The organism is Microbacterium sp. GCS4 (assembly GCF_001262495.1).
In the GTDB taxonomy this organism is placed as follows: domain Bacteria; phylum Actinomycetota; class Actinomycetes; order Actinomycetales; family Microbacteriaceae; genus Microbacterium.
In genome coordinates this window covers 865,821-885,023 of the sequence record NZ_LGYE01000001.1, presented here as the reverse complement: position 1 = coordinate 885,023, position 19,203 = coordinate 865,821, and the positions used below count along the sequence as shown (strand labels likewise).

18 protein-coding genes are annotated in these 19,203 nt (G+C 68.6%); 15 read left to right on the top strand and 3 right to left on the bottom strand.

Annotated features, from left to right (window positions below; translation table 11 throughout):
• Positions 1-69: 69 nt before the first annotated feature.
• The 5 genes from AKH00_RS04370 (at position 70) to AKH00_RS04350 (ending at position 5,938) form a co-directional block, all read left to right on the top strand.
• Positions 70-1,740 (top strand): peptide ABC transporter substrate-binding protein, encoded by a 1,671-nt coding sequence (locus AKH00_RS04370; protein ID WP_200903793.1) that lies wholly within the window; start codon positions 70-72, stop codon positions 1,738-1,740.
• 101 nt (positions 1,741-1,841) lie between these two features.
• Positions 1,842-2,768, top strand: a complete 927-nt coding sequence (locus AKH00_RS04365; RefSeq protein WP_050721442.1) for an ABC transporter permease — start codon at positions 1,842-1,844, stop codon at positions 2,766-2,768.
• Positions 2,761-3,705 carry an ABC transporter permease gene (locus tag AKH00_RS04360; protein ID WP_050721441.1) on the top strand — a complete coding sequence of 315 codons (945 nt, stop codon included), beginning with the start codon at positions 2,761-2,763 and terminating at the stop codon, positions 3,703-3,705. The genes AKH00_RS04365 and AKH00_RS04360 overlap by 8 nt, the downstream gene beginning before the upstream one ends.
• Complete coding sequence (locus AKH00_RS04355; RefSeq protein WP_050721440.1) at positions 3,702-5,375, top strand: dipeptide ABC transporter ATP-binding protein; 1,674 nt, start codon at positions 3,702-3,704, stop codon at positions 5,373-5,375. The genes AKH00_RS04360 and AKH00_RS04355 overlap by 4 nt, the downstream gene beginning before the upstream one ends.
• Positions 5,376-5,377: 2 nt before the next feature.
• Positions 5,378-5,938 (top strand): hypothetical protein, encoded by a 561-nt coding sequence (locus AKH00_RS04350; RefSeq protein WP_050721439.1) that lies wholly within the window; start codon positions 5,378-5,380, stop codon positions 5,936-5,938.
• 12 nt (positions 5,939-5,950) lie between these two features.
• Here AKH00_RS04350 and AKH00_RS04345 read toward each other — a convergent pair whose 3' ends face one another.
• Entirely contained in the window at positions 5,951-6,736 is a 786-nt protein-coding gene (locus AKH00_RS04345; RefSeq protein ID WP_235556688.1) for a CPBP family intramembrane glutamic endopeptidase, read from the bottom strand.
• Between the two features lie 102 nt (positions 6,737-6,838).
• On the opposite strand from AKH00_RS04345, the gene typA reads away from it, so the two are divergent.
• From typA to AKH00_RS04325, 4 genes are all read left to right on the top strand, one after another.
• On the top strand, positions 6,839-8,752 hold the full coding sequence (typA, locus tag AKH00_RS04340) for a translational GTPase TypA (RefSeq protein WP_050721438.1): 1,914 nt from the start codon (positions 6,839-6,841) through the stop codon (positions 8,750-8,752).
• A 173-nt stretch (positions 8,753-8,925) separates the two neighbouring features.
• Positions 8,926-9,798, top strand: a complete 873-nt coding sequence (locus AKH00_RS04335; protein ID WP_050721437.1) for a hypothetical protein — start codon at positions 8,926-8,928, stop codon at positions 9,796-9,798.
• 120 nt (positions 9,799-9,918) lie between these two features.
• Positions 9,919-10,932: a glutaminase A gene (glsA, locus tag AKH00_RS04330; RefSeq protein WP_050721436.1), complete on the top strand. Its 1,014-nt coding sequence runs from the start codon at positions 9,919-9,921 to the stop codon at positions 10,930-10,932.
• Between the two features lie 29 nt (positions 10,933-10,961).
• Entirely contained in the window at positions 10,962-12,587 is a 1,626-nt protein-coding gene (locus AKH00_RS04325) for an MFS transporter (RefSeq protein WP_050721435.1), read from the top strand.
• Between the two features lie 2 nt (positions 12,588-12,589).
• Here AKH00_RS04325 and AKH00_RS04320 read toward each other — a convergent pair whose 3' ends face one another.
• On the bottom strand, positions 12,590-13,138 hold the full coding sequence (locus AKH00_RS04320; RefSeq protein WP_050721434.1) for a helix-turn-helix domain-containing protein: 549 nt from the start codon (positions 13,136-13,138) through the stop codon (positions 12,590-12,592).
• Between the two features lie 93 nt (positions 13,139-13,231).
• Here AKH00_RS04320 and AKH00_RS04315 point away from each other — a divergent pair, with 93 nt between their 5' ends.
• From AKH00_RS04315 to AKH00_RS04290, 6 genes are all read left to right on the top strand, one after another.
• Entirely contained in the window at positions 13,232-13,942 is a 711-nt protein-coding gene (locus tag AKH00_RS04315; RefSeq protein WP_050721433.1) for an AzlC family ABC transporter permease, read from the top strand.
• Complete coding sequence (locus tag AKH00_RS04310) at positions 13,939-14,253, top strand: AzlD domain-containing protein (RefSeq protein ID WP_050721432.1); 315 nt, start codon at positions 13,939-13,941, stop codon at positions 14,251-14,253. The genes AKH00_RS04315 and AKH00_RS04310 overlap by 4 nt, the downstream gene beginning before the upstream one ends.
• Positions 14,254-14,298: 45 nt before the next feature.
• Complete coding sequence (locus AKH00_RS04305; protein ID WP_235556687.1) at positions 14,299-14,784, top strand: histidinol dehydrogenase; 486 nt, start codon at positions 14,299-14,301, stop codon at positions 14,782-14,784.
• A 9-nt stretch (positions 14,785-14,793) separates the two neighbouring features.
• Positions 14,794-15,114, top strand: coding sequence for a ferredoxin (fdxA, locus tag AKH00_RS04300; RefSeq protein ID WP_050721431.1), 321 nt, complete (start codon positions 14,794-14,796; stop codon positions 15,112-15,114).
• A gap of 3 nt (positions 15,115-15,117) precedes the next feature.
• Positions 15,118-16,230, top strand: a complete 1,113-nt coding sequence (dapC, locus tag AKH00_RS04295; protein WP_050721430.1) for a succinyldiaminopimelate transaminase — start codon at positions 15,118-15,120, stop codon at positions 16,228-16,230.
• Positions 16,231-16,400: 170 nt separating this feature from the next.
• Positions 16,401-17,696 carry a citrate synthase gene (locus AKH00_RS04290; protein WP_082297390.1) on the top strand — a complete coding sequence of 432 codons (1,296 nt, stop codon included), beginning with the start codon at positions 16,401-16,403 and terminating at the stop codon, positions 17,694-17,696.
• A 71-nt stretch (positions 17,697-17,767) separates the two neighbouring features.
• On the opposite strand, the gene AKH00_RS04285 is transcribed toward AKH00_RS04290, so the two are convergent.
• Positions 17,768-19,129: a DEAD/DEAH box helicase gene (locus tag AKH00_RS04285; RefSeq protein WP_050721429.1), complete on the bottom strand. Its 1,362-nt coding sequence runs from the start codon at positions 19,127-19,129 to the stop codon at positions 17,768-17,770.
• Positions 19,130-19,203: the final 74 nt, after the last annotated feature.

Genomic DNA, 19,203 nt, shown 5'->3' with positions numbered 1-19,203 from the left:
CAATCCATCCCTACGTGTTCGACGATGAGCGCGCAGTCTGATGAATACCCGTCCACAGGAGGACACAAAGTGAAGCGCAACAAGATCGCCCTTGCGGGCACCGCGCTGTTCGCGATCGGCGCCCTGGCGCTCGCGGGCTGCGCGAGCGGCGGCAACGACGACGGCGGCAACGCCGGCGGCGACGTCAACGCGGATGCCATCATCACCACGAACGGCTCCGAGCCCGAGAACCCGCTCATCCCCACCAACACCAACGAGGTGGGTGGCGGAAAGATCCTCGACGAGATCTTCGCCGGTCTCATCTACTACGACGCCGACGGCAAGCCGGTCAACGACGTGGCCGAGGAGATCACCACCGAGGACCCGCAGAACATCACGGTCAAGCTCAAGGAAGGCGTGAAGTTCACCAACGGTGAAGAGGTCACCGCCGACAACTTCATCAAGGCGTGGAACTACGGAGCTCAGGCGGAGAACGCCCAGCTCTCCGGGTACTTCTTCGAGGACATCGAGGGCTTCGTCAACGACGCAGGTGACCCCAACAACCCCGACGACGACGTGTTCGGTGCCCAGGGCGACATGTCGGGTCTGAAGCAGGTCGACGACTACACCTTCACGATCGCGCTGAACAAGCCGGCGTCCGACTTCGCACTGCGTCTCGGTTACTCGGCGTTCTACCCGCTGCCCGACGTGGCCTTCGAGGACATGGACGCCTTCGGCCAGAACCCGATCGGCAACGGCCCGTACATGATCGACGGCGAGGACGCGTGGCAGCACGACGTCCAGATCGACCTCGTCCGCAACGACGACTACGAGGGCGGCCGCAAGGCAGTCAACGGCGGTCTGACCATCAAGTTCTACGCCACGCAGGAGGCCGCCTACGCCGACCTGCAGAGTGGGGACGTCGATGTGATCGACGCGATCCCGACGGGATCCCTGCCGGTCTTCCAGGACGAGCTCGGCGACCGCGCCGTGAACCAGCCGTCCGCTGTGTTCCAGTCCTTCACGATCGGACAGTTCCTCCCGCACTTCAGCGGCGAAGAGGGCCAGCTGCGCCGCCAGGCGCTGTCGATGGCGATCAACCGCGAGGAGATCACCGAGACGATCTTCTCGGGCACCCGCACCCCGGCATCCGACTTCACCTCCCCGGTGATCGACGGCTGGTCGGACTCGGTCCCCGGCAACGAGGTCCTCGAGTACAACCCCGACGAGGCGAAGAAGCTGTGGGCCGAGGCCGACGCCATCTCCCCGTGGGAGGGCGAGTTCAAGATCGCGTACAACTCCGACGGCGGACACGACGCCTGGGTCGACGCGGTGAGCAACAGCATCAAGAACACGCTGGGCATCGAGGCATCGGGCGACCCGTACCCGACCTTCCAGGACCTTCGCAAGAAGATCAACGACCGCACCATCACCACGGCGGCGCGTTCGGGCTGGCAGGCCGACTACCCGGGTCTGTACAACTTCCTCGGACCGCTCTACGCGACCGGTGCAGGCTCGAACGACGGTGACTACTCGAACCCCGAGTTCGACGACCTCATCAAGGCCGGCATCTCCAACCCCGACCCCGACGCGCAGATCGAGGACTTCACCAAGGCGCAGGAGGTCCTGTTCCAGGATCTTCCCGCGATCCCGCTGTGGTACTCCAACGTGACCGGTGGCTTCAGCGAGGGCGTCGACAACGTCACGTTCGGCTGGAACTCGGTCCCGCTGTATTACGCGATCACGAAGGCCGGCGAGTAAAGTCTGACGGCACTTCACCTGTGAGGCGGTGACGATTCTTCGTCACCGCCTCACAGGCTTGTGTTCGCCTCGCTTTCTTCGCCCCTCAGAAGGGACAGCGGATGCTCGGTTACATCCTGAGACGTCTTCTGCAGGTGATCCCGGTCTTCTTCGGGGCCACCCTGCTCATCTACTTCCTGGTGTTCGCCATGCCCGGCGACCCGATCCTCGCCCTGTTCGGCGACAAGACGCCGAGCCCGGCGGTCGTCACGCAGCTGCGCGAGCAGTACCACCTGAACGAGCCGTTCATCGTGCAGTACGGCTACTACATCGCTGGCGTGTTCCAGGGAGACCTCGGCATGACCTACTCCGGTCGCCCCGTCTCCGCCGTGCTCGCGGCGACTCTGCCGGTAACGGGTCGCCTCGCCGTCATGGCGATCGCCATCGAGTTCACGCTGGCGATCATCATCGGCACGATCTCCGCGCTGCGCAAGGGCAAGATCTTCGACAACGTCTCGCTTGTCGTGGCCCTCGTCGCGATCGCGATCCCGATCTTCGTCATCTCGTTCCTCGCCCAATACTTCTTGGCCATCCAATGGGGGTGGTTCAAACCGACGGTCGGCGCCGACAACGGCTGGGGTGGGCTCTGGCTCCCGGCGATCGTGCTCGGCTTCAGCCTCTACGCAGTGAGTATGCGCCTGATGCGCAGCTCGGTCATCGACACGCTCAACCAGGACTGGGTGCGCACCGCGTACAGCAAGGGCCTCTCGCGCTCGCGGGTGCTGCCGGTTCACGTGTTGCGCAACTCCCTCATCCCGGTCATCACCAACTCCGCCACGAACTTCGGCGTGCTGCTGGTGGGCGCGACCGTCACCGAGGGCATCTTCAACGTGCCCGGTGTCGGAAACACGCTCTTCCAGGCGATCCAGCGCGGCGAAGGACCGACCGTCGTCTCGTTCGTGACGGTCTTCGTCATCCTGTACGTGCTGGTGAACCTATTCATCGACCTGCTTTACGGTCTGCTCGACCCGAGGATTCGCTATGCCTGATCCCACCTCTCAGAATCACTACGTGGCCGCCGTCGAGACGGAGTCGATCGCGGTCGACGCCGTCCGGATCTCGGACAAGCCCAGCAACCTCTGGCGCGATGCCTGGCACGACCTGCGTCGCCGTCCGCTGTTCTGGTTCTCGGTCGTGCTGGCGCTGTTCTTCCTCGTGATGGCGTTGTGGCCGACGCTGTTCACAGCCACGCCGCCGAACGACGACTGCCAGCTCTCGAACAGCAACGGCGGACCGGCCGACGGGCATCCCCTCGGCTTCACCTTCCAGGGGTGCGACATCTACGCCCGCATCGTCTGGGGATCGCAGACGTCCCTGGCGGTCGGCCTGATCGCCACAGTGATCTCGTCGATCCTGGGACTGATCATGGGCGCTCTCGCGGGCTTCTACGGCGGGTGGCTCGACTCGATCCTGTCGCGCATCGGAGACATCTTCTTCGCGATCCCGTACATCCTCGCGGCCGTGGTCGTGATGACGGTGTTCCGTGACTCGCGCTCGGTGTGGACGCTCGCGTTCGCGATCGGCGGCTTCGCGTGGGCATCCACAGCTCGTGTCGTGCGAGCGGAGGTGCTCCGTGTGCGCCAGGCCGATTTCGTCATGGCCTCTCAGGCTCTGGGGCAGTCGAAGTTCAAGATCCTCCTGAACCACGTCATCCCCAACGCGATCGCGCCTCTGCTCGTGGTGTCGACCCTCGGCCTCGCGGCTGCGATCGTCGCCGAGGCGACTCTGTCGTTCCTCGGGGTGGGTCTCGGCAGCGGCGTGATGTCGTGGGGGCTTGACATCGGCAAGGCCCAGGCCTCGCTGCGCGTCGCGCCGATGGCCCTCATCTATCCGTCGATCGCGCTCACCCTCGCGGTGCTCGCGTTCGTCACTCTGGGCGAGCTCATCCGAGACGCCCTCGACCCGAAGGCGAGGGCACGCCGATGAGCGAGCGAATCACCGAACAGGTCCCGCTGCTGAGCATCCGCGACCTCAAGGTCGCCTTCCGCACGCAGGAGGGATTGCGCGAGGTTCTGCATGGCGTGAGCTTCGACATCCTCCCCGGCGAGACGGTTGCGATCGTCGGCGAGTCGGGCTCCGGAAAGTCGACGACCGCCACGGCGATCGTCAACCTGCTGCCCGGGACCGGTCAGGTCACCGGCGGATCGATCACGCTCGAGGGGCGGGAGCTGACGAAGCTCGGCCGTCGCGATATCGAGGCGGTCCGCGGCCGGGACATCGGCTTCGTGCCGCAGGACCCGATGTCGAACCTCAACCCCGTGTGGAGCATCGGCTTCCAGGTCAAGGAGGCGATCCGCGCGAACGGCATCGCCCAGGGACGCCAGGCCGTCAAGGCCAGGGCGGTCGAGGTCCTGCAGCAGGCCGGGCTCGCCGACGCCGAGCGTCGACTGCACCAGTTCCCGCATCAGTTCTCGGGCGGCATGCGCCAGCGCGCGCTGATCGGGATCGGGCTCGCTGCCGATCCGAAGCTCCTGATCGCCGACGAGCCGACCTCGGCCCTCGACGTGACGGTGCAGCGGGTCATCCTCGACCACATGGCGTCGCTCACGCGCGACAAGGGCACCTCGGTGCTCCTGATCACGCACGACCTCGGCCTCGCGGCCGAGCGCGCGGACAAGATCATCGTGATGAACGGCGGCAACATCGTCGAGGCGGGCCCCAGCCGGGAGATCCTCGAGAACCCGCAGCATCCGTACACCAAGCGGCTCGTCGCGGCGGCGCCCAGCGTGGCGTCGCAGCGTATCCAGGCCGTCGTGGAGGATCGCGGGATCGAGACGCTCGAGGACCTCGCGGACATCCCACCGACGGTTCGCGTGGCCGGGCTCACGAAGGACTACAAGATCCGCCAGGGCGGATTCCGCAGCGAGGACTTCCGCGCCGTGGACGACGTGTCCTTCGAGATCCCGCGCGGCAAGACGCTCGCGCTGGTGGGTGAATCCGGATCGGGCAAGTCCACCGTCGCCAAGATGGTGCTCAAGCTCGAGGACCCGACCGCGGGAACGATCGAGATCGACGGTCAGGACGTGTCGAACCTGTCGAACGCTCAGGCCTTCGGTCTCCGCCGTCGCATGCAGCCCGTCTTCCAGGATCCGTACGGTTCGCTGGATCCGCTGCGCAACATCGGCAACACGATCGCCGAACCGCTGCAGATCCACGGGGTCGGCGATCGCGCCTCACGTCGCGAGCGCGTCGAGGAACTGCTCGATCAGGTCGCGCTGCCTCGCGCGCTCGCGACCCGGTATGCGAACGAGCTGTCGGGCGGTCAGCGTCAGCGTGTCGCGATCGCCCGCGCCCTGGCGCTCAAGCCCGACATCATCGTGCTCGACGAGGCGGTCTCCGCTCTCGACGTGCTCGTGCAGGACCAGGTGCTGCGGCTGCTCGCGGAACTGCAGTCGGAGCTGGGACTCACGTACCTGTTCATCACGCACGACCTCGCAGTCGTTCGCGTGTCAAGCGACCTCGTGTGCGTGATGGAGAAGGGCAGGATCGTTGAGCAGGGCACGGTCGACGAGATCTTCGCCAACCCGCAGCAGGAGTACACCGAGCGCCTTCTGCAGGCGATCCCCGGCGCATCGATCACCCTGGGCGGTCACTGACCGTGTCGCAGGACTCCCGGCCCGGAGCCGTGCGGACTTTCCGCGCGGTCTCCGGGCCCGTCTCGTTGGTGCTGTGCTCGCTCCTCGCGCTGTTCCTCCTCGGCGATGCCGTCGTGCGCGCAGGGTGGGGACAGATGCTCCTGCTCGCCCCCTGGGTGCTGCTCGGACTGTGGGTGGTCTACGAGATCGCCTTCGTCTCGGTCGTCCGGATCGACGAGCGTGGCGCGACCGTGCAGAACATGCTCCGTCGCACGTCCTTCGGATGGAACCGCGTGCGCGACATCGACCTGCGCTGGCAGCTCGTGTTCTCGCTCGACGACGGTCGTGACGTCACCTGCTACGGCGGCCCGGCGCGTGCGAGGCCGGTGCGTCGCCCGACCGGAGACGAGGAGGCGAAGGTCCCGACCGGCATCGCCGACCTCACAGAGATCCGCGACCGCTGGGAGGCGGCCGGCCTCGGCGCGGATGCTCCGATCACGCGCACCTGGGACCTCGCGGCCCTCGTCGCGCTCGGTCTCATCGTGGTCTGGGCGGCCGCAGCGGTGCTGATCGCCGGCAGCTGACCCGACTCTCGCTCAGCCCGGGAGCCCGAAGAGGTCGGGCCATGTCGCGGCAGCCCACGGGTAGCCCACGAACACGGTCGCGTCGATCAGGAAGTGCGCGACGAGGAACGGCATCAGGCGGCCTGAGCGCTGGAAGAGCCAACCGAACAGCAGTCCCATCGCGAGGTTGCCGACGAACGCACCGGGACCCTGGTACAGGTGATAGCTCGCGCGCAGCAGGGACGTGGCCACGATGATCGGCCACGGCCCCCAGCCCAGCTGGCGGAGCCGCGCGAACAGGTAGCCGAGCACCACGAACTCCTCCTGGATCGACGCGCGCGCAGCGGCGAGCAGCAGCACGGGGACGGTCCACCAGTGCGCATCGAGGCCGGCGGGGTTGACCGCCACGAACCACCCCAGCGCCCGCCCGACGATGTACAGGCCGAGTCCGGGGATGCCGATCGCGAGCACGAGCAGGACGCCGCGCCCGGCATCCGATCCGATCCTCCTGCCGTCGAGCCCCAGTCGCTCGAGGTGCGGACGTCGCGACTGCCACAGCAGGAAGCAGACGAGCAGGACCGGCACGATCGAGAAGCCGATCGACAGGATCTGGTAGATCAGGTCGAACACCTCGCGGTCGCTGCGTGAGGGGTTGAGCGTCGCGGTCTGGTCGGCGAGCGGCGTGGTGTCGGTCAGCCGGTAGGCGAGCTGGACGATCGCGTACACCGCGGACTGCCCCAGCCCGAGGGCCAGCACGATCGCGATCTCCCACCAGAGTCGGGAGCGCGAGGGGGAGGGGGAGAGATCAGCGGCCGTCACGCTCCCGATCGTACTTCTCGTGCTCAGGAACCAGCCGTGCGCGTACGGTAACCTGGAATGTCGGCTTCCCGGCGAAAACCCACACTCTTTTAGGACACTTGCATGGCGCACGCCCTTCGCTCTGACCTCCGCAACGTCGCAATCGTCGCCCACGTCGACCACGGCAAGACCACTCTCGTCGACGCCATGCTGCGTCAGACGGGCTCGTTCGGCGAACACGCCCACGTCGACGAGCGCGCGATGGACTCCAACGACCTGGAGCGCGAGAAGGGCATCACGATCCTCGCGAAGAACACCGCGATCACCTACAAGGGTGCCCACGCGAACGGCGAGGAGATCACGATCAACGTGATCGACACCCCCGGCCACGCCGACTTCGGCGGCGAGGTCGAGCGAGGCCTCTCCATGGTCGACGGCGTCGTGCTGCTCGTCGACGCGAGCGAGGGTCCGCTGCCGCAGACCCGCTTCGTGCTGCGCAAGGCGCTCGAGGCCAAGCTCCCCGTGATCCTCCTGGTCAACAAGACCGACCGCCCCGACGCCCGCATCGCCGAGGTCGAGGAGGAGGCGCACGATCTGCTCCTCGGCCTGGCTTCCGACCTCGTCGACGACGTGCCCGACCTCGACGTCGACGCGCTGCTCGACGTGCCGGTGGTCTACGCGTCCGGCCGCGCCGGCGCGGCCTCGCTGAACCGTCCCGCCGACGGCTCGCTGCCCGACAACGACGACCTCGAGCCGCTGTTCGGCGCGATCCTGGAGCACGTCCCGGCGCCGTCCTACGACGACGAGGCCCCGCTGCAGGCGTGGGTCACGAACCTCGACTCGAGCCCGTTCCTCGGTCGTCTCGCGCTGCTGCGCGTCTTCAACGGCACGCTCAAGAAGGGCCAGACGGTCGCCTGGGTGCGCTCGGACGGCACGACGAGCAACGCCCGCATCACGGAGCTGCTCAAGACCCGTGCGCTCGAGCGCTACCCCGCCGAGTCCGCCGGCCCCGGCGACATCGTCGCGATCGCCGGCTTCGAGAACATCACGATCGGCGAGACGATCGCCGACCCCGAGGATGTGCGTCCGCTGCCGGCCATCACGGTCGACGACCCCGCCATCTCGATGACGATCGGCACCAACACCTCGCCCCTCATGGGCAAGGTCAAGGGGCACAAGCTCACCGCCCGCATGGTCAAGGACCGTCTCGACCGCGAACTCATCGGAAACGTCTCGCTCAAGGTCGTCGACATCGGCCGCCCGGATGCGTGGGAGGTGCAGGGCCGCGGCGAGCTCGCTCTCGCCATCCTCGTCGAGAACATGCGTCGCGAAGGCTTCGAGCTCACGGTGGGCAAGCCACAGGTGGTCACCAAGAAGATCGACGGCAAGACCTACGAGCCCTTCGAGCACCTCACGATCGACACGCCGGAGGAGCACCTCGGCGCGATCACGCAGCTCCTCGCGAACCGCAAGGGCCGCATGGAGAACATGACCAACCACGGCACCGGCTGGGTGCGCATGGAGTTCATCGTCCCCTCCCGCGGTCTGATCGGCTTCCGCAGCGAGTTCCTCACCACCACCCGCGGCACGGGCATCGCGAACGCGATCTCCCACGGCTACGAGCCCTGGGCCGGACAGATCACGACGCGCCAGAACGGCTCCATCGTCGCCGACCGCTCCGGTGTGGTCACGCCGTTCGCGATCATCGCCCTGCAGGAGCGCATGTCGTTCTTCGTGCAGCCGACCGCCGAGGTATACGAGGGCATGGTGATCGGCGAGAACTCGCGCGCCGACGATATGGACGTGAACATCACCAAGGAGAAGAAGCTCACCAACATGCGTTCGGCCACGGCCGACAACTTCGAGTCGATGACGCCGCCGCGCGTGCTGACGCTCGAGGAGAGCCTCGAATTCGCGCGCGACGACGAATGCGTCGAGGTCACGCCGGAGAGCGTGCGCATCCGCAAGGTCAACCTGGACGCGAACACCCGTGCCCGCGAGACCGCGCGCCTGAAGCGCCAGGACGCCAACGCCTGAGCCTGGGTATACGCAGGTCCTGAGAGGGCCCCGCACCGTCGAGATCGACGGGGCGGGGCCCTCTCTCATGAAGCATCCAGGGTCGATGTTGCAGAATCGTTACCTTGCGCCCGGGATCGACTCCCGATGAGGGTCCCGCGGAGGGCGCACGACGACCCGAAAGTCGATTACCCATGTTGCAGAACACCCGCGCGCTCCGGCGCGCCTCCGACGTGGCCGAAGCGCGTGCCGCGGTCACCTCGCGACGTCCGAAGTGGATCTTCGGCACCGTCGCCGCCGGCGTCGTCGGCGCCGCTCTCACCGTCGGCCTGGTCTCGGCTCCGGCCGCAGGCGCCGAGATCCCGGATGCCGTCGCCGACGTCACATCCTTCGTGACCGGCTCGCCGCAGCCGACCGGCAAGTCGGTCGATGACTCGGCCATCACGATCTCCCTCGCCGAGGACGCCATGTCCGCGGCCACCGCACTCAGCTCCGAGGTCGCAGCCTCCGGTCTCGACCTCGCCGGAGCGCCGGCTGCCGTCGACACGACCGATCTGACCGCGTGGATCGACCGCCTCGGCGACCGCGACGACCTGTCGGCGCGCGAGGTCACGAGCCTGACGGCTTACACCGTCACCGGGACCGACGAGATCGTCGCCGAGACCGCCGCGCTGCAGCAGGCGTACGCCGCCGCCCAGCAGCGCAAGGTCGCGGAGGAGCAGGCGGCCGCGGCTGCGGCCGCCCTCGCCCAGGCCAACACGGTCGAGGGCGCCAAGGCCACGGCGCGGCAGATGATGTCGAGCCAGTACGGCTGGGGCGACGGCGAGTTCTCCTGCCTGAACTCGCTGTGGACCAAGGAGTCCGGCTGGAACTACCAGGCGTACAACAAGAACGGCGGCGCCACCGGCATCCCGCAGGCTCTCCCCGGCAGCAAGATGGCCTCGGCCGGCAGCGATTGGCAGACCAACGCGGCGACTCAGATCGCCTGGGGCCTCGGCTACATCGACCGTGCGTACGGCTCGCCATGCAGCGCCTGGGGGCACTCGCAGGCCTCGAACTGGTACTGAGTTCTCACACCGCCCTCGACGGCCCTCTGCCTTCCGGTCCTCGGACCCCTAGGCAGGGGGCCGTCGCCGCACTACCGTGAGGGAGGACGGGTGGGGCGTCGTCGATCCGGAGGAGGGCGCGTGGATCCCACAGCATTGCAGGGAGTTCCCCAGAGCGTGTCCACCGGTGCGCTGCCCGGCTGGGCCCGCGTCGACGAACTCGTCCTCGAAGCGCACGGCAGGTACGCCGACGACCGGACGGGGACCGTCGCCGACTACATCCCCGTCCTGGCTGCCGTGGACCCCGATCTCTTCGGACTGGCGCTGATCGAGGTCGACGGCGGAGTGCACGACGCCGGCGACGCCGACCATGCCTTCTCGATCCAGTCGATCTCGAAGCTCTTCGTCTACGCCCTCGCGATCCAGGAGCACGGTCACGAGCGGGTGCGCGAGATCGTCGGCGTCAACAACACCGGTCTCGCCTTCAACTCGGTCATGGCGCTCGAGCTCAATGGCGGACACCCCATGAACCCGATGGTCAATGCCGGGGCGATCGCGACGACCGCCCTGATGCCGGGGGCGACCGCGGTCGAGCAGTGGGAGCGCCTGCGGGAAGGGCTGTCGGCTTTCGCGGGGCGCCCGTTGAGTCTGGACGGCACCGTGTACGCCTCCGAAGCCGCCACGAACGACCGCAACCGCGCGATCGGGCGACTGCTGCGCAGCTATGGACGGCTGGAGGGGGACCCTGACGAGATCGTCGACGTGTACACGCGCCAGTGCGCCCTCCTCGTCGACGCCCACGACCTCGCCGTGATGGGTGCGACCTTGGCGGACGGCGGGGTCAACCCGGTCTCCGGGGCTCAGGTCGTGTCGGCCGAGGTCTGTCGCGACACGCTCGCGGTCGCCGCAGCCACCGGGCTGTACGAACGCTCGGGGGAGTGGCTGTTCGAGATCGGCCTCCCGGCGAAGTCCGGCGTCTCCGGCGGCATCGTCGCGGTCTCGCCCGGGAAAGGAGCCGTCGCGGGGTTCTCGCCGCGACTCGACCACGCGGGCAACTCGGTGCGCGCGCAGCTCGCGATCGCACATCTGTCCCGGTCCCTCGGGCTGAACCTGTTCGCCTCCGCGCCCGCTGCAGCGCAGCACCCCGGGGACTGAGATCCCCCACCATCCCAGAGGAGCTCCGCATGGCACACACGGCGTCGACCGAGGTCAGGAAGTCCTGGCTCCCGCTCATCAGTCTTTTCCTGGCACAGGTGCTGATGTCGTTCAACGTCGCAGCCCTCCCGATCTCCTTGGGCGGCATCGTGAGCGAGTTCGGCGTGCCGCCCACCGTCGCCAGCACCACGATCGTGATGTACGGGCTCGCGGTCGCCGCGCTCGTGATGACCGGAGCGAAGCTCGGGCAGAGGGTCGGATGGGTGCTGATCTTCCGCGTCGTCATCGTGCTCTTCGCGGGGTCCGCCGTGCTCATGATCGTCTCGCCGAGCGTGGGGTGGGCGATCGCGGGCCAGGCGGTCGCGGGCGCGGCTGCGGCCATCATCGTGCCCTCGATCGTGGCGCTCATCGCCGAGAACTACCGCGGCACGCAGCAGGCCACGGCAATCGGGGCGATCGGCTCGGCGCGGGCGATCTCGGGAGTCACCGCGTTCCTCATCGGGGGCACGCTCGGGACGCTGGTCGGATGGCGTCCGATGTTCGCGATCGTGCTCGGTATCGCCGTCGTGGTCTTCGCGTTCAGCTTCACGCTGCGCAGCGACAGAGGCGACGCCTCCATCCGCATCGACCTCGTCGCCTCCCTGCTGATCGGAGCGGCGATCGTGCTGCTCACCCTCGGCTTCAACAACCTCAACGGGTGGGGCGCCGTCGCGGCGACCGAGGCTGCGCCGTTCAGCATCCTCGGACTGTCGCCTGCACCGGTGTTCATCGTGGTGGGCGTCGTGCTCGGTCAGCTGTTCTTCCTGTGGACGCGTCGGCGGATGGCGGAGGGCAAGGTCCCACTGATCGATCTCAGCGTCCTCGACTCCTCGCGCGAGCGCGCGGCCGTGTACGCGATGTTCATCGTGGTGGCGCTCGAGGCGTGCGTGAACTTCACGATCCCGCTGTACATCCAGATCGTGCAGGGGCGCACGCCGTTCGACACCTCGCTCGCGATGATGCCGTTCAACCTCACGGTGTTCGTGACGGCGACGCTCGTCGTGCGGTTCTACCGCCGCTATCCGCCGCGCGTGATCGGCGTGGCCGGGTTCGTGCTGACGACAGCCGCGCTCGTCTGGCTCTCCTTCGTGGTCGACAACAACTGGGAGACGCTGCCGACGATCCTGGGTCTCGTGGTCTTCGGGATCGGACAGGGCGCGCTCGTCACCCTCGTGTTCAACGTGCTCGTGACCGCTGCCCCCTCCGAGCTGGCGGGCGACGTCGGATCGCTGCGCGGCACCACGCAGAATCTGGCCTCGGCGGTCGGCACGGCGGTCGCCGGCGCGCTGCTCGTGTCGCTGCTCGGTCTCGGAGTGGCGCGCGCTGTCGTCGAGCATCCCGAGCTGCCGCCGGAGCTGGTCGCACAGGTCGACCTCGACGAGGTGAACTTCATCAGCAACGACGACCTGCGTGCCGTTCTCGCGCAGACGGACGCGACACCCGCGCAGATCGACGCGGCCGTCGAGGTGAACGAGCAGACGCGCCTGGGCACTCTGCGTCTCGGGCTGCTGATCCTCGCGGGGATCAGCGCGATCGCAATCCTGCCTGCCTCGCGTCTACCGCGGTACAAGCCGGACGAGATCCCCGATCCGTCGCCCGCGACTCGCTCGGAGTGAGGTCAGCGGAGCTCGGAGATGAGTACGGCGCGGGTGCCTGCCACGGTCGCGTCGAACACGTGCGGCACGTCCCCGGGGTAAGAAAGGTAGTCGCCGGGGTTCAGTAAAACGGGTGCGCCGACAGGGCCGATGTGAGCCTGGCCGGAGATGAGGATCACGTGCTCGGTGGTGCCGGCGTGATGCGGGTCGGAGCGGCGTGGGTCGCCGGGCTCCGCGGTGATCACGTACAGGTCGCGGCGCGCTCCCGGCGGGCTCGCCGAGAGCAGCGTCGCACTGTAGGCCGCGGCGGCGGAGGGGACGCCCGCGAGCTCGTCGGCCCGGATCAGGGTCGGTGCGTTCTGCTGCTGATCCACCAGGACGGCGAAGGGGATGCCGAGCGCGACGCCGAGAGCCCACAGAGTCTCGACGCTGGGGTTGGCGGCCCCGGACTCGAGTTGGGAGACCGTGGCCTTCGAGATCCCGGCACGTCGGGCGAGTTCCGAGACGGAGATCGCCGCGGCTTCGCGCTCTCGTCGGAGGGTGCGCGCTATGCGGGTGCGGAGGTCGTCCATCCGTTCATCATGTCAAACGATCGTTCGCTTGACTATCCATCCGCGAATGTTCAGAATTATGACCATGTGTTCAGTGAAGCGAACGGAGCTCGCGTGACCGCCGAACGCGAGGTGTGGCGCGAAGCGCTCGGGGTCGTGCTCGCCACCAGTGCGTACGGCGTCTCCTTCGGCGCGCTCGCCGTCGCCTCCGGCCTCGACGTGTGGCAGACGTGCGTCCTGAGCCTGCTGATGTTCACCGGCGGGTCGCAGTTCGCGTTCGTCGGGGTGTTCGCGGCCGGCGGGGTCGCCGCGCTGCCGTCCGCGATCGCCTCGGCCGTGCTGCTCGGTGTGCGCAACGTCGCCTACGGCATGAGGATGTCGCCCATCGTCGGCACGACCGCGGGACGCCGCGTCCTCGCGGCCCACTTCACGATCGACGAGTCCACGGCCGTGGCGGTGTCGCAGAGCGACCCTCGTCTGCGGCGCGTCGGCTTCTGGGTCACCGGCATCGGCATCTTCCTCGGGTGGAACGCCACGACGCTCATCGGCGCGCTCGTGGGTGACGTGCTGGGCGACCCGAAGACGTGGGGGCTGGATGCGGCGGCGGCCGCGGCCTTCCTCGCGCTGCTGTGGCCGCGCCTGAAGCAGCGCCAGGCGGTCGCTGTCGGCATCGCCGCGGCGGTGGTCGCGGCCGCCCTGACCCCTGCGCTCATGCCGGGGCTGCCGGTGCTCGTGGCCGCCGGCGTCGCGATCCTGGTGGGATGGTTCGACTGGCTGGGCCGTGACGCGGACCCCGCTGCACCGCAGCCCGAGGTGATCCGGTGAGCGTGTGGAGCGCCGTGCTGCTCGCTGCGGTGATCTGCCTCGGTCTCAAAGCGGTCGGCTACCTCGTGCCGCCGAAGGTGCTCGAGCGCCCACGCCCCGCCCGCATCTCCGACCTCCTCACGGTGGCACTGCTCGCGGCGCTGGTGGCGGTGCAGACGCTGGGTGACGGGCAGGCCGTGATCGTGGACGCCCGTGTTCCCGCGGTGCTCGTCGCGGCGGGTCTGCTGTGGCTGCGGCAGTCGTTCCTCGTGGTGGTCGTCGCGGCAGCAGTGACGGCGGCCCTGCTGCGCCTGTTCGGTCTCGCCGGCTGAGAGGGCGGAGAACGGGTGCAGCTCCCGCCCGCGTAGGATCGTTGCGTGCGTAGCGGATGGATCTCCCGAGTGCTGTCGTGGGTGGCAGCGGCCCTGGTCGGCGGTGTGTTCGGCGTCGCCGGGACGATCGCCCACAGCGTGACGTGGGGCCCGGTGCCCACGGGGCTCATCGTCGGCGCCATCGCCTGCGGCGCGATCCTCGTCGCGATCCGGGCTCTCACCCACGACCGTGGCGCGGCGCTCGCGGCAGGACTCGGCATGGTCGGGATGCTCATCCTGATCTCCGGCGTCGGTCCCGGTGGGTCGATCGTCGTTCAGGATTCGCTGAGCGGTCAGATCTGGATCTACCTGGTCGCGGGTCTCGTGCTCCTCGTGGTGGCCTGGCCCTCGCTCTCGCGCGTACCGGTGCGTACCGAGGCGCCGGGCGCGGCATCCGTCCCCGAGGACACGGCGCCGGCTGCCCCGATCACCGAGGTGCCCGGCGTCGTCCCGCGACCCGCGCAGGGAGAGCGCACAGGCCACGGGTCGTAGACTGGAGGGGTGACGTATGTGATCGCCCTTCCGTGCGTCGATGTCAAGGATCGCGCCTGCATCGACGAATGCCCCGTTGACTGCATCTACGAGGGTGAGCGTTCGCTGTACATCCACCCCGATGAATGCGTGGACTGCGGCGCGTGCGAACCCGTGTGCCCCGTCGAGGCCATCTACTACGAGGACGACCTGCCCGAGGAATGGCAGGACTACTACAAGGCCAACGTCGAGTTCTTCGACGAGGTCGGCTCGCCCGGTGGTGCGGCCAAGGTCGGCGTGATCGCGCACGATCACCCCATCATCGCGGCGCTCCCGCCCCAGGGCGAGTAGCCCGTGAGCGTCCACGACCTGGCCGACTACCCCTGGGATGCGGTCGTCCCTTACCGTGAGCGCGCGGCGCAGCATCCGCAGGGCCTCGTCGACCTCTCTGTCGGCTCGCCGGTCGATCCGACGCCCGAGCTGATCCGCCGGGCACTCGCCGAGGCCACCGACGCGCACGCGTACCCGCAGACGGTGGGCACCCCCTCGCTGCGCGAGGCGATCGTCGCCTGGTACGCCCGTCGCCGCGGCGTCGAGGATCTCACGACCGACAACGTGCTGCCCACGATCGGCTCGAAGGAGCTGGTCGCGCTGCTGCCGACGCTGCTGGGCCTGGGGGAGGGCGACATCGTCGTGCACCCCCGCGTCGCCTACCCGACCTACGAGGTCGGCGCGCGCGTGGTGGGAGCGACGCCGCTCGCGGCGGATGACCCGGCGGAGTGGCCTGAGGGTGCGAAGCTCATCTGGATCAACACCCCGGGCAACCCCGACGGTCGCACCTGGACGGTCGAGGAGCTGGCTGCGGCCGTGGTGCGTGCTCGGGAACTCGGCGCCGTCCTCGCGAGCGACGAGTGCTACGCGGAGCTGGGCTGGGACGGCCGATGGGCGAGCGAGCCCGTGCCGTCGATCCTCGACCCTCGGGTGACGGGCGGCAGCCGAGCGAACCTGCTGAGCGTGTACTCGCTGAGCAAGCAGTCCAACCTCGCCGGCTATCGCGCCGCGTTCCTGGCGGGGTGCGCGCGCATCGTCGGCGACCTGCTGACCGCACGCAAGCACCTGGGCCTCATGCCGCCCGCCCCCGTGCAGCACGCCATGGCGGTCGCCCTCGGCGACGACGAGCACGTGGCGGCGCAGAAGGAGCTGTACCGGGAGCGCCGCGATGCGCTGCGCCCCGCGCTCGAGGCTGCCGGTTTCCGGATCGACGGCTCGGAGGCGGGTCTCTACCTGTGGGCGACCGCGGGGGAGGATGCCTGGGCGAGCATGGGACGGCTCGCGGATCTCGGCATCCTCGCGGGGCCCGGTCCCTTCTACGGCGCGCACTCCGGCAAGCATGTGCGACTGGCGCTCACGGCGCCGACCGAGCGGGTGCTCGAGGCCGCTCGCCGTCTTCAGTCCGTGACTCTGTAGGAAACACCCGGCAGACCGTCATTGTTTTGTCGGTTGTCACAGTAGGCCGGTGCGACTACTAGGCTGTAGGAGCGATTCGGTCGCGTATCGACGATCTCGATCCGGCTCGGCGCACGACGCCGTGACATCGCCACAAAAGGCTTGATGACGACCCCAGAGGAGGCCCACGCGTGAGCGCAGCGGCAGACCAGCAGGCGAAGGCGACGCTGACGATCGGCGAGACCACCGCCGAGTTCCCTCTCGTACGCGGCACCGCCGGGTACGACAGCATCGACTTCTCGACCCTGACCCGCCAGACCGGCTACACGGGCCTCGACTACGGCTTCGTCAACACGGCGTCCACCAAGTCGGAGATCACCTTCATCGACGGCGACAAGGGCATCCTGCGCTACCGCGGGTACCCGATCGAGCAGCTCGCGGGCAACACGAGCTACCTCGAGGTCGCCTGGCTCCTCATCTACGGCGAGCTTCCCTCCGCCGCGGAGCTCGCGGAGTTCGACGAGAAGATCCGCCGCCACACGCTGCTGCACGAGGACCTCAAGCGCTTCTTCTCGGCGCTCCCGCACACCGCGCACCCGATGTCGGTGCTCTCCTCGGCGGTCGCCGCGCTCTCGACCTACTACGAGGGTCAGACCGACCCCCACAACCCCGAGCACGTCGAGCTCAACATGATCCGCATGCTGGCCAAGCTGCCGGTGATCGCGGCGTACGCGCACAAGAAGAGCGTCGGACAGGCGTTCCTCTACCCGGACAACTCGCTCGGCTTCGTCGAGAACTTCCTGAAGCTCAACTTCGGCGTCAACTCCGAGCCCTACGAGATCAACCCGGTGATGTCGAAGGCGCTCGAGCTGCTGCTCATCCTCCACGAGGACCACGAGCAGAACGCCTCCACCTCGACCGTGCGTCTGGTCGGATCGACCGGCGCCAACCAGTTCGCCTCGATCTCGGCCGGCATCCAGGCCCTTTCCGGTCCGCTCCACGGCGGCGCGAATGAGGCCGTGCTCACGATGCTCGGACAGATTCGCGACTCGGGTCAGAGCGTCTCGCGCTTCGTCGAGCGGGTGAAGAACAAGGAAGAAGGCGTGAAGCTCATGGGCTTCGGGCACCGGGTGTACAAGAACTACGACCCGCGCGCGAAGCTCGTCAAGCAGGCCGCGGCCGAGGTGCTGGCCGAGCTCGGCGTCACCGACCCGCTGCTCGACCTCGCGCAGGAGCTCGAGGAGATCGCGCTCGCAGACGACTACTTCAAGGAGCGTCGCCTGTACCCGAACGTCGACTTCTACACCGGAGTGATCTACAAGGCGATGGGCTTCCCGACGCGCATGTTCACCGTGCTGTTCGCGATCGGCCGCCTGCCCGGCTGGCTCGCCCAGTGGCGCGAGCTGCAGCTCGACCCGCAGACCAAGATCGGCCGCCCGCAGCAGCTGTACACGGGATCGGCGGAGCGCACGTTCCAGACCCGCTGACGCATCGTCGTCAGAAACAAGAAGAGCGGATGCCGTCACGGCATCCGCTCTTCTCGTCTGTCGGCGCTGCGTCAGCGCGCCTGACCGCCGCGTCCGCGGCCGCCCTGACGGGCGCCGCCGCCCTGGGCAGCGCCCTGGCCACCCGAACGGGGGCGACGGCGACGACGGGCAGGTGGGGTGGCTGCTCCGTTCCGCTCTCCGCCGGCGGGACGCTGCTTCGGCGCCTGACGCTGCTGCTGCTGGACGGGCGCGGGGCGCACGTGCGGGGCGCGCTCCGGCACGAGCTCGGTCACGGCGGCCGAGGTGAGGTCCTCCAGGGGCGCGCTGATCGCGGCCTTGCGCAGCAGGTCCTTCACGTCGCGGCGCTGCTCGGGGAGCACGACCGTGACGACGGTGCCGGCGGCGCCGGCACGCGCAGTGCGGCCGGAGCGGTGCAGGTACGCCTTGTGCTCCATGGGCGGGTCGACGTGCACCACGAGGTCGACGTTGTCGACGTGCACGCCGCGGGCCGCGACGTCGGTCGCGACGAGCACGCGCACACCGCCGTCGTCCGGGTCGGACGAGAAGGCGCCGAGATTGCGCTCGCGGGCGTTCTGCGACAGGTTGCCGTGCAGGTCGACCGCCGGGATGCCCGCCGCGGTGAGCTGCTTGGCGAGCTTCTTGGCCTGGTGCTTCGTGCGCGTGAAGAGGATGCGCCGGCCGGTGCCGGAGGCGAGGTCGCGCACCAGGGTCGTCTTGTTCTCGGTGGAGTCCACGACGAGCACGCGGTGCGTCATCTCGCCGACCGGCACGCTGGCCTCGTCGACCTCGTGGCTCACCGGGTTCACGAGGAAGCGGCGCGCGAGCGTGTCGATTCCTCGGTCGAGGGTGGCGCTGAACAGCAGGCGCTGACCGCCCGCCGGGGTGGCGGTGAGGATGCGGGTGACGCCGGGCAGGAAGCCGAGGTCGGCCATGTGGTCGGCCTCGTCGAGCACGGTGACCTCGATCTCGCTCAGGCGCACGACCTTCTGCTTCATGAGGTCCTCGAGGCGACCAGGGCACGCCACGACGATGTCCACACCGCCGTTCAGCGCCTGCTCCTGCGGACGCTGGCTCACGCCGCCGAACACCGTCGTGACCTTGAGGCCGGCGGCGGCGGCGAGGGGAGCGACGGTCGCGGCGATCTGCGTGGCGAGCTCGCGGGTCGGCGCGAGGACGAGACCTCGGGGCAGGCCGGCGCGGCGCTTCTTGCCGGAGGCGGCGAGGCGCGCGACGAGCGGGAGCGCGAACGCGATGGTCTTGCCGCTGCCCGTGCGTCCGCGACCGAGGAGGTCGCGTCCGGCGAGGGAGTCGGGGAGCGTGTCGCGCTGAATGGCGAACGCTTCAGTCTTGCCGGACTCGGCGAGCACGGCGGCGAGATCGGCGGGAACGCCGAGATCGAGGAAGGAAGGCATGGGGTTACTCCGGCAGCGCGCACGGCGGATCGCACGCGAGGGTTCTGGATGAGGGGTGGCGACGGCGCAGGGAG

Excerpts from the sequence above, each read along its gene's own strand:
- AKH00_RS04365 (WP_050721442.1), top strand. The coding sequence starts at position 1,842 with ATGCTCGGTTACATCCTGAGACGTCTTCTGCAGGTGATCCCGGTCTTC.
- AKH00_RS04360 (WP_050721441.1), top strand. The coding sequence starts at position 2,761 with ATGCCTGATCCCACCTCTCAGAATCACTACGTGGCCGCCGTCGAGACG.
- AKH00_RS04355 (WP_050721440.1), top strand. The coding sequence starts at position 3,702 with ATGAGCGAGCGAATCACCGAACAGGTCCCGCTGCTGAGCATCCGCGAC.
- typA (WP_050721438.1), top strand. The coding sequence starts at position 6,839 with ATGGCGCACGCCCTTCGCTCTGACCTCCGCAACGTCGCAATCGTCGCC.
- AKH00_RS04335 (WP_050721437.1), top strand. The coding sequence starts at position 8,926 with ATGTTGCAGAACACCCGCGCGCTCCGGCGCGCCTCCGACGTGGCCGAA.
- AKH00_RS04325 (WP_050721435.1), top strand. The coding sequence starts at position 10,962 with ATGGCACACACGGCGTCGACCGAGGTCAGGAAGTCCTGGCTCCCGCTC.
- AKH00_RS04320 (WP_050721434.1), bottom strand. The coding sequence starts at position 13,138 with ATGGACGACCTCCGCACCCGCATAGCGCGCACCCTCCGACGAGAGCGC.
- AKH00_RS04285 (WP_050721429.1), bottom strand. The coding sequence starts at position 19,129 with ATGCCTTCCTTCCTCGATCTCGGCGTTCCCGCCGATCTCGCCGCCGTG.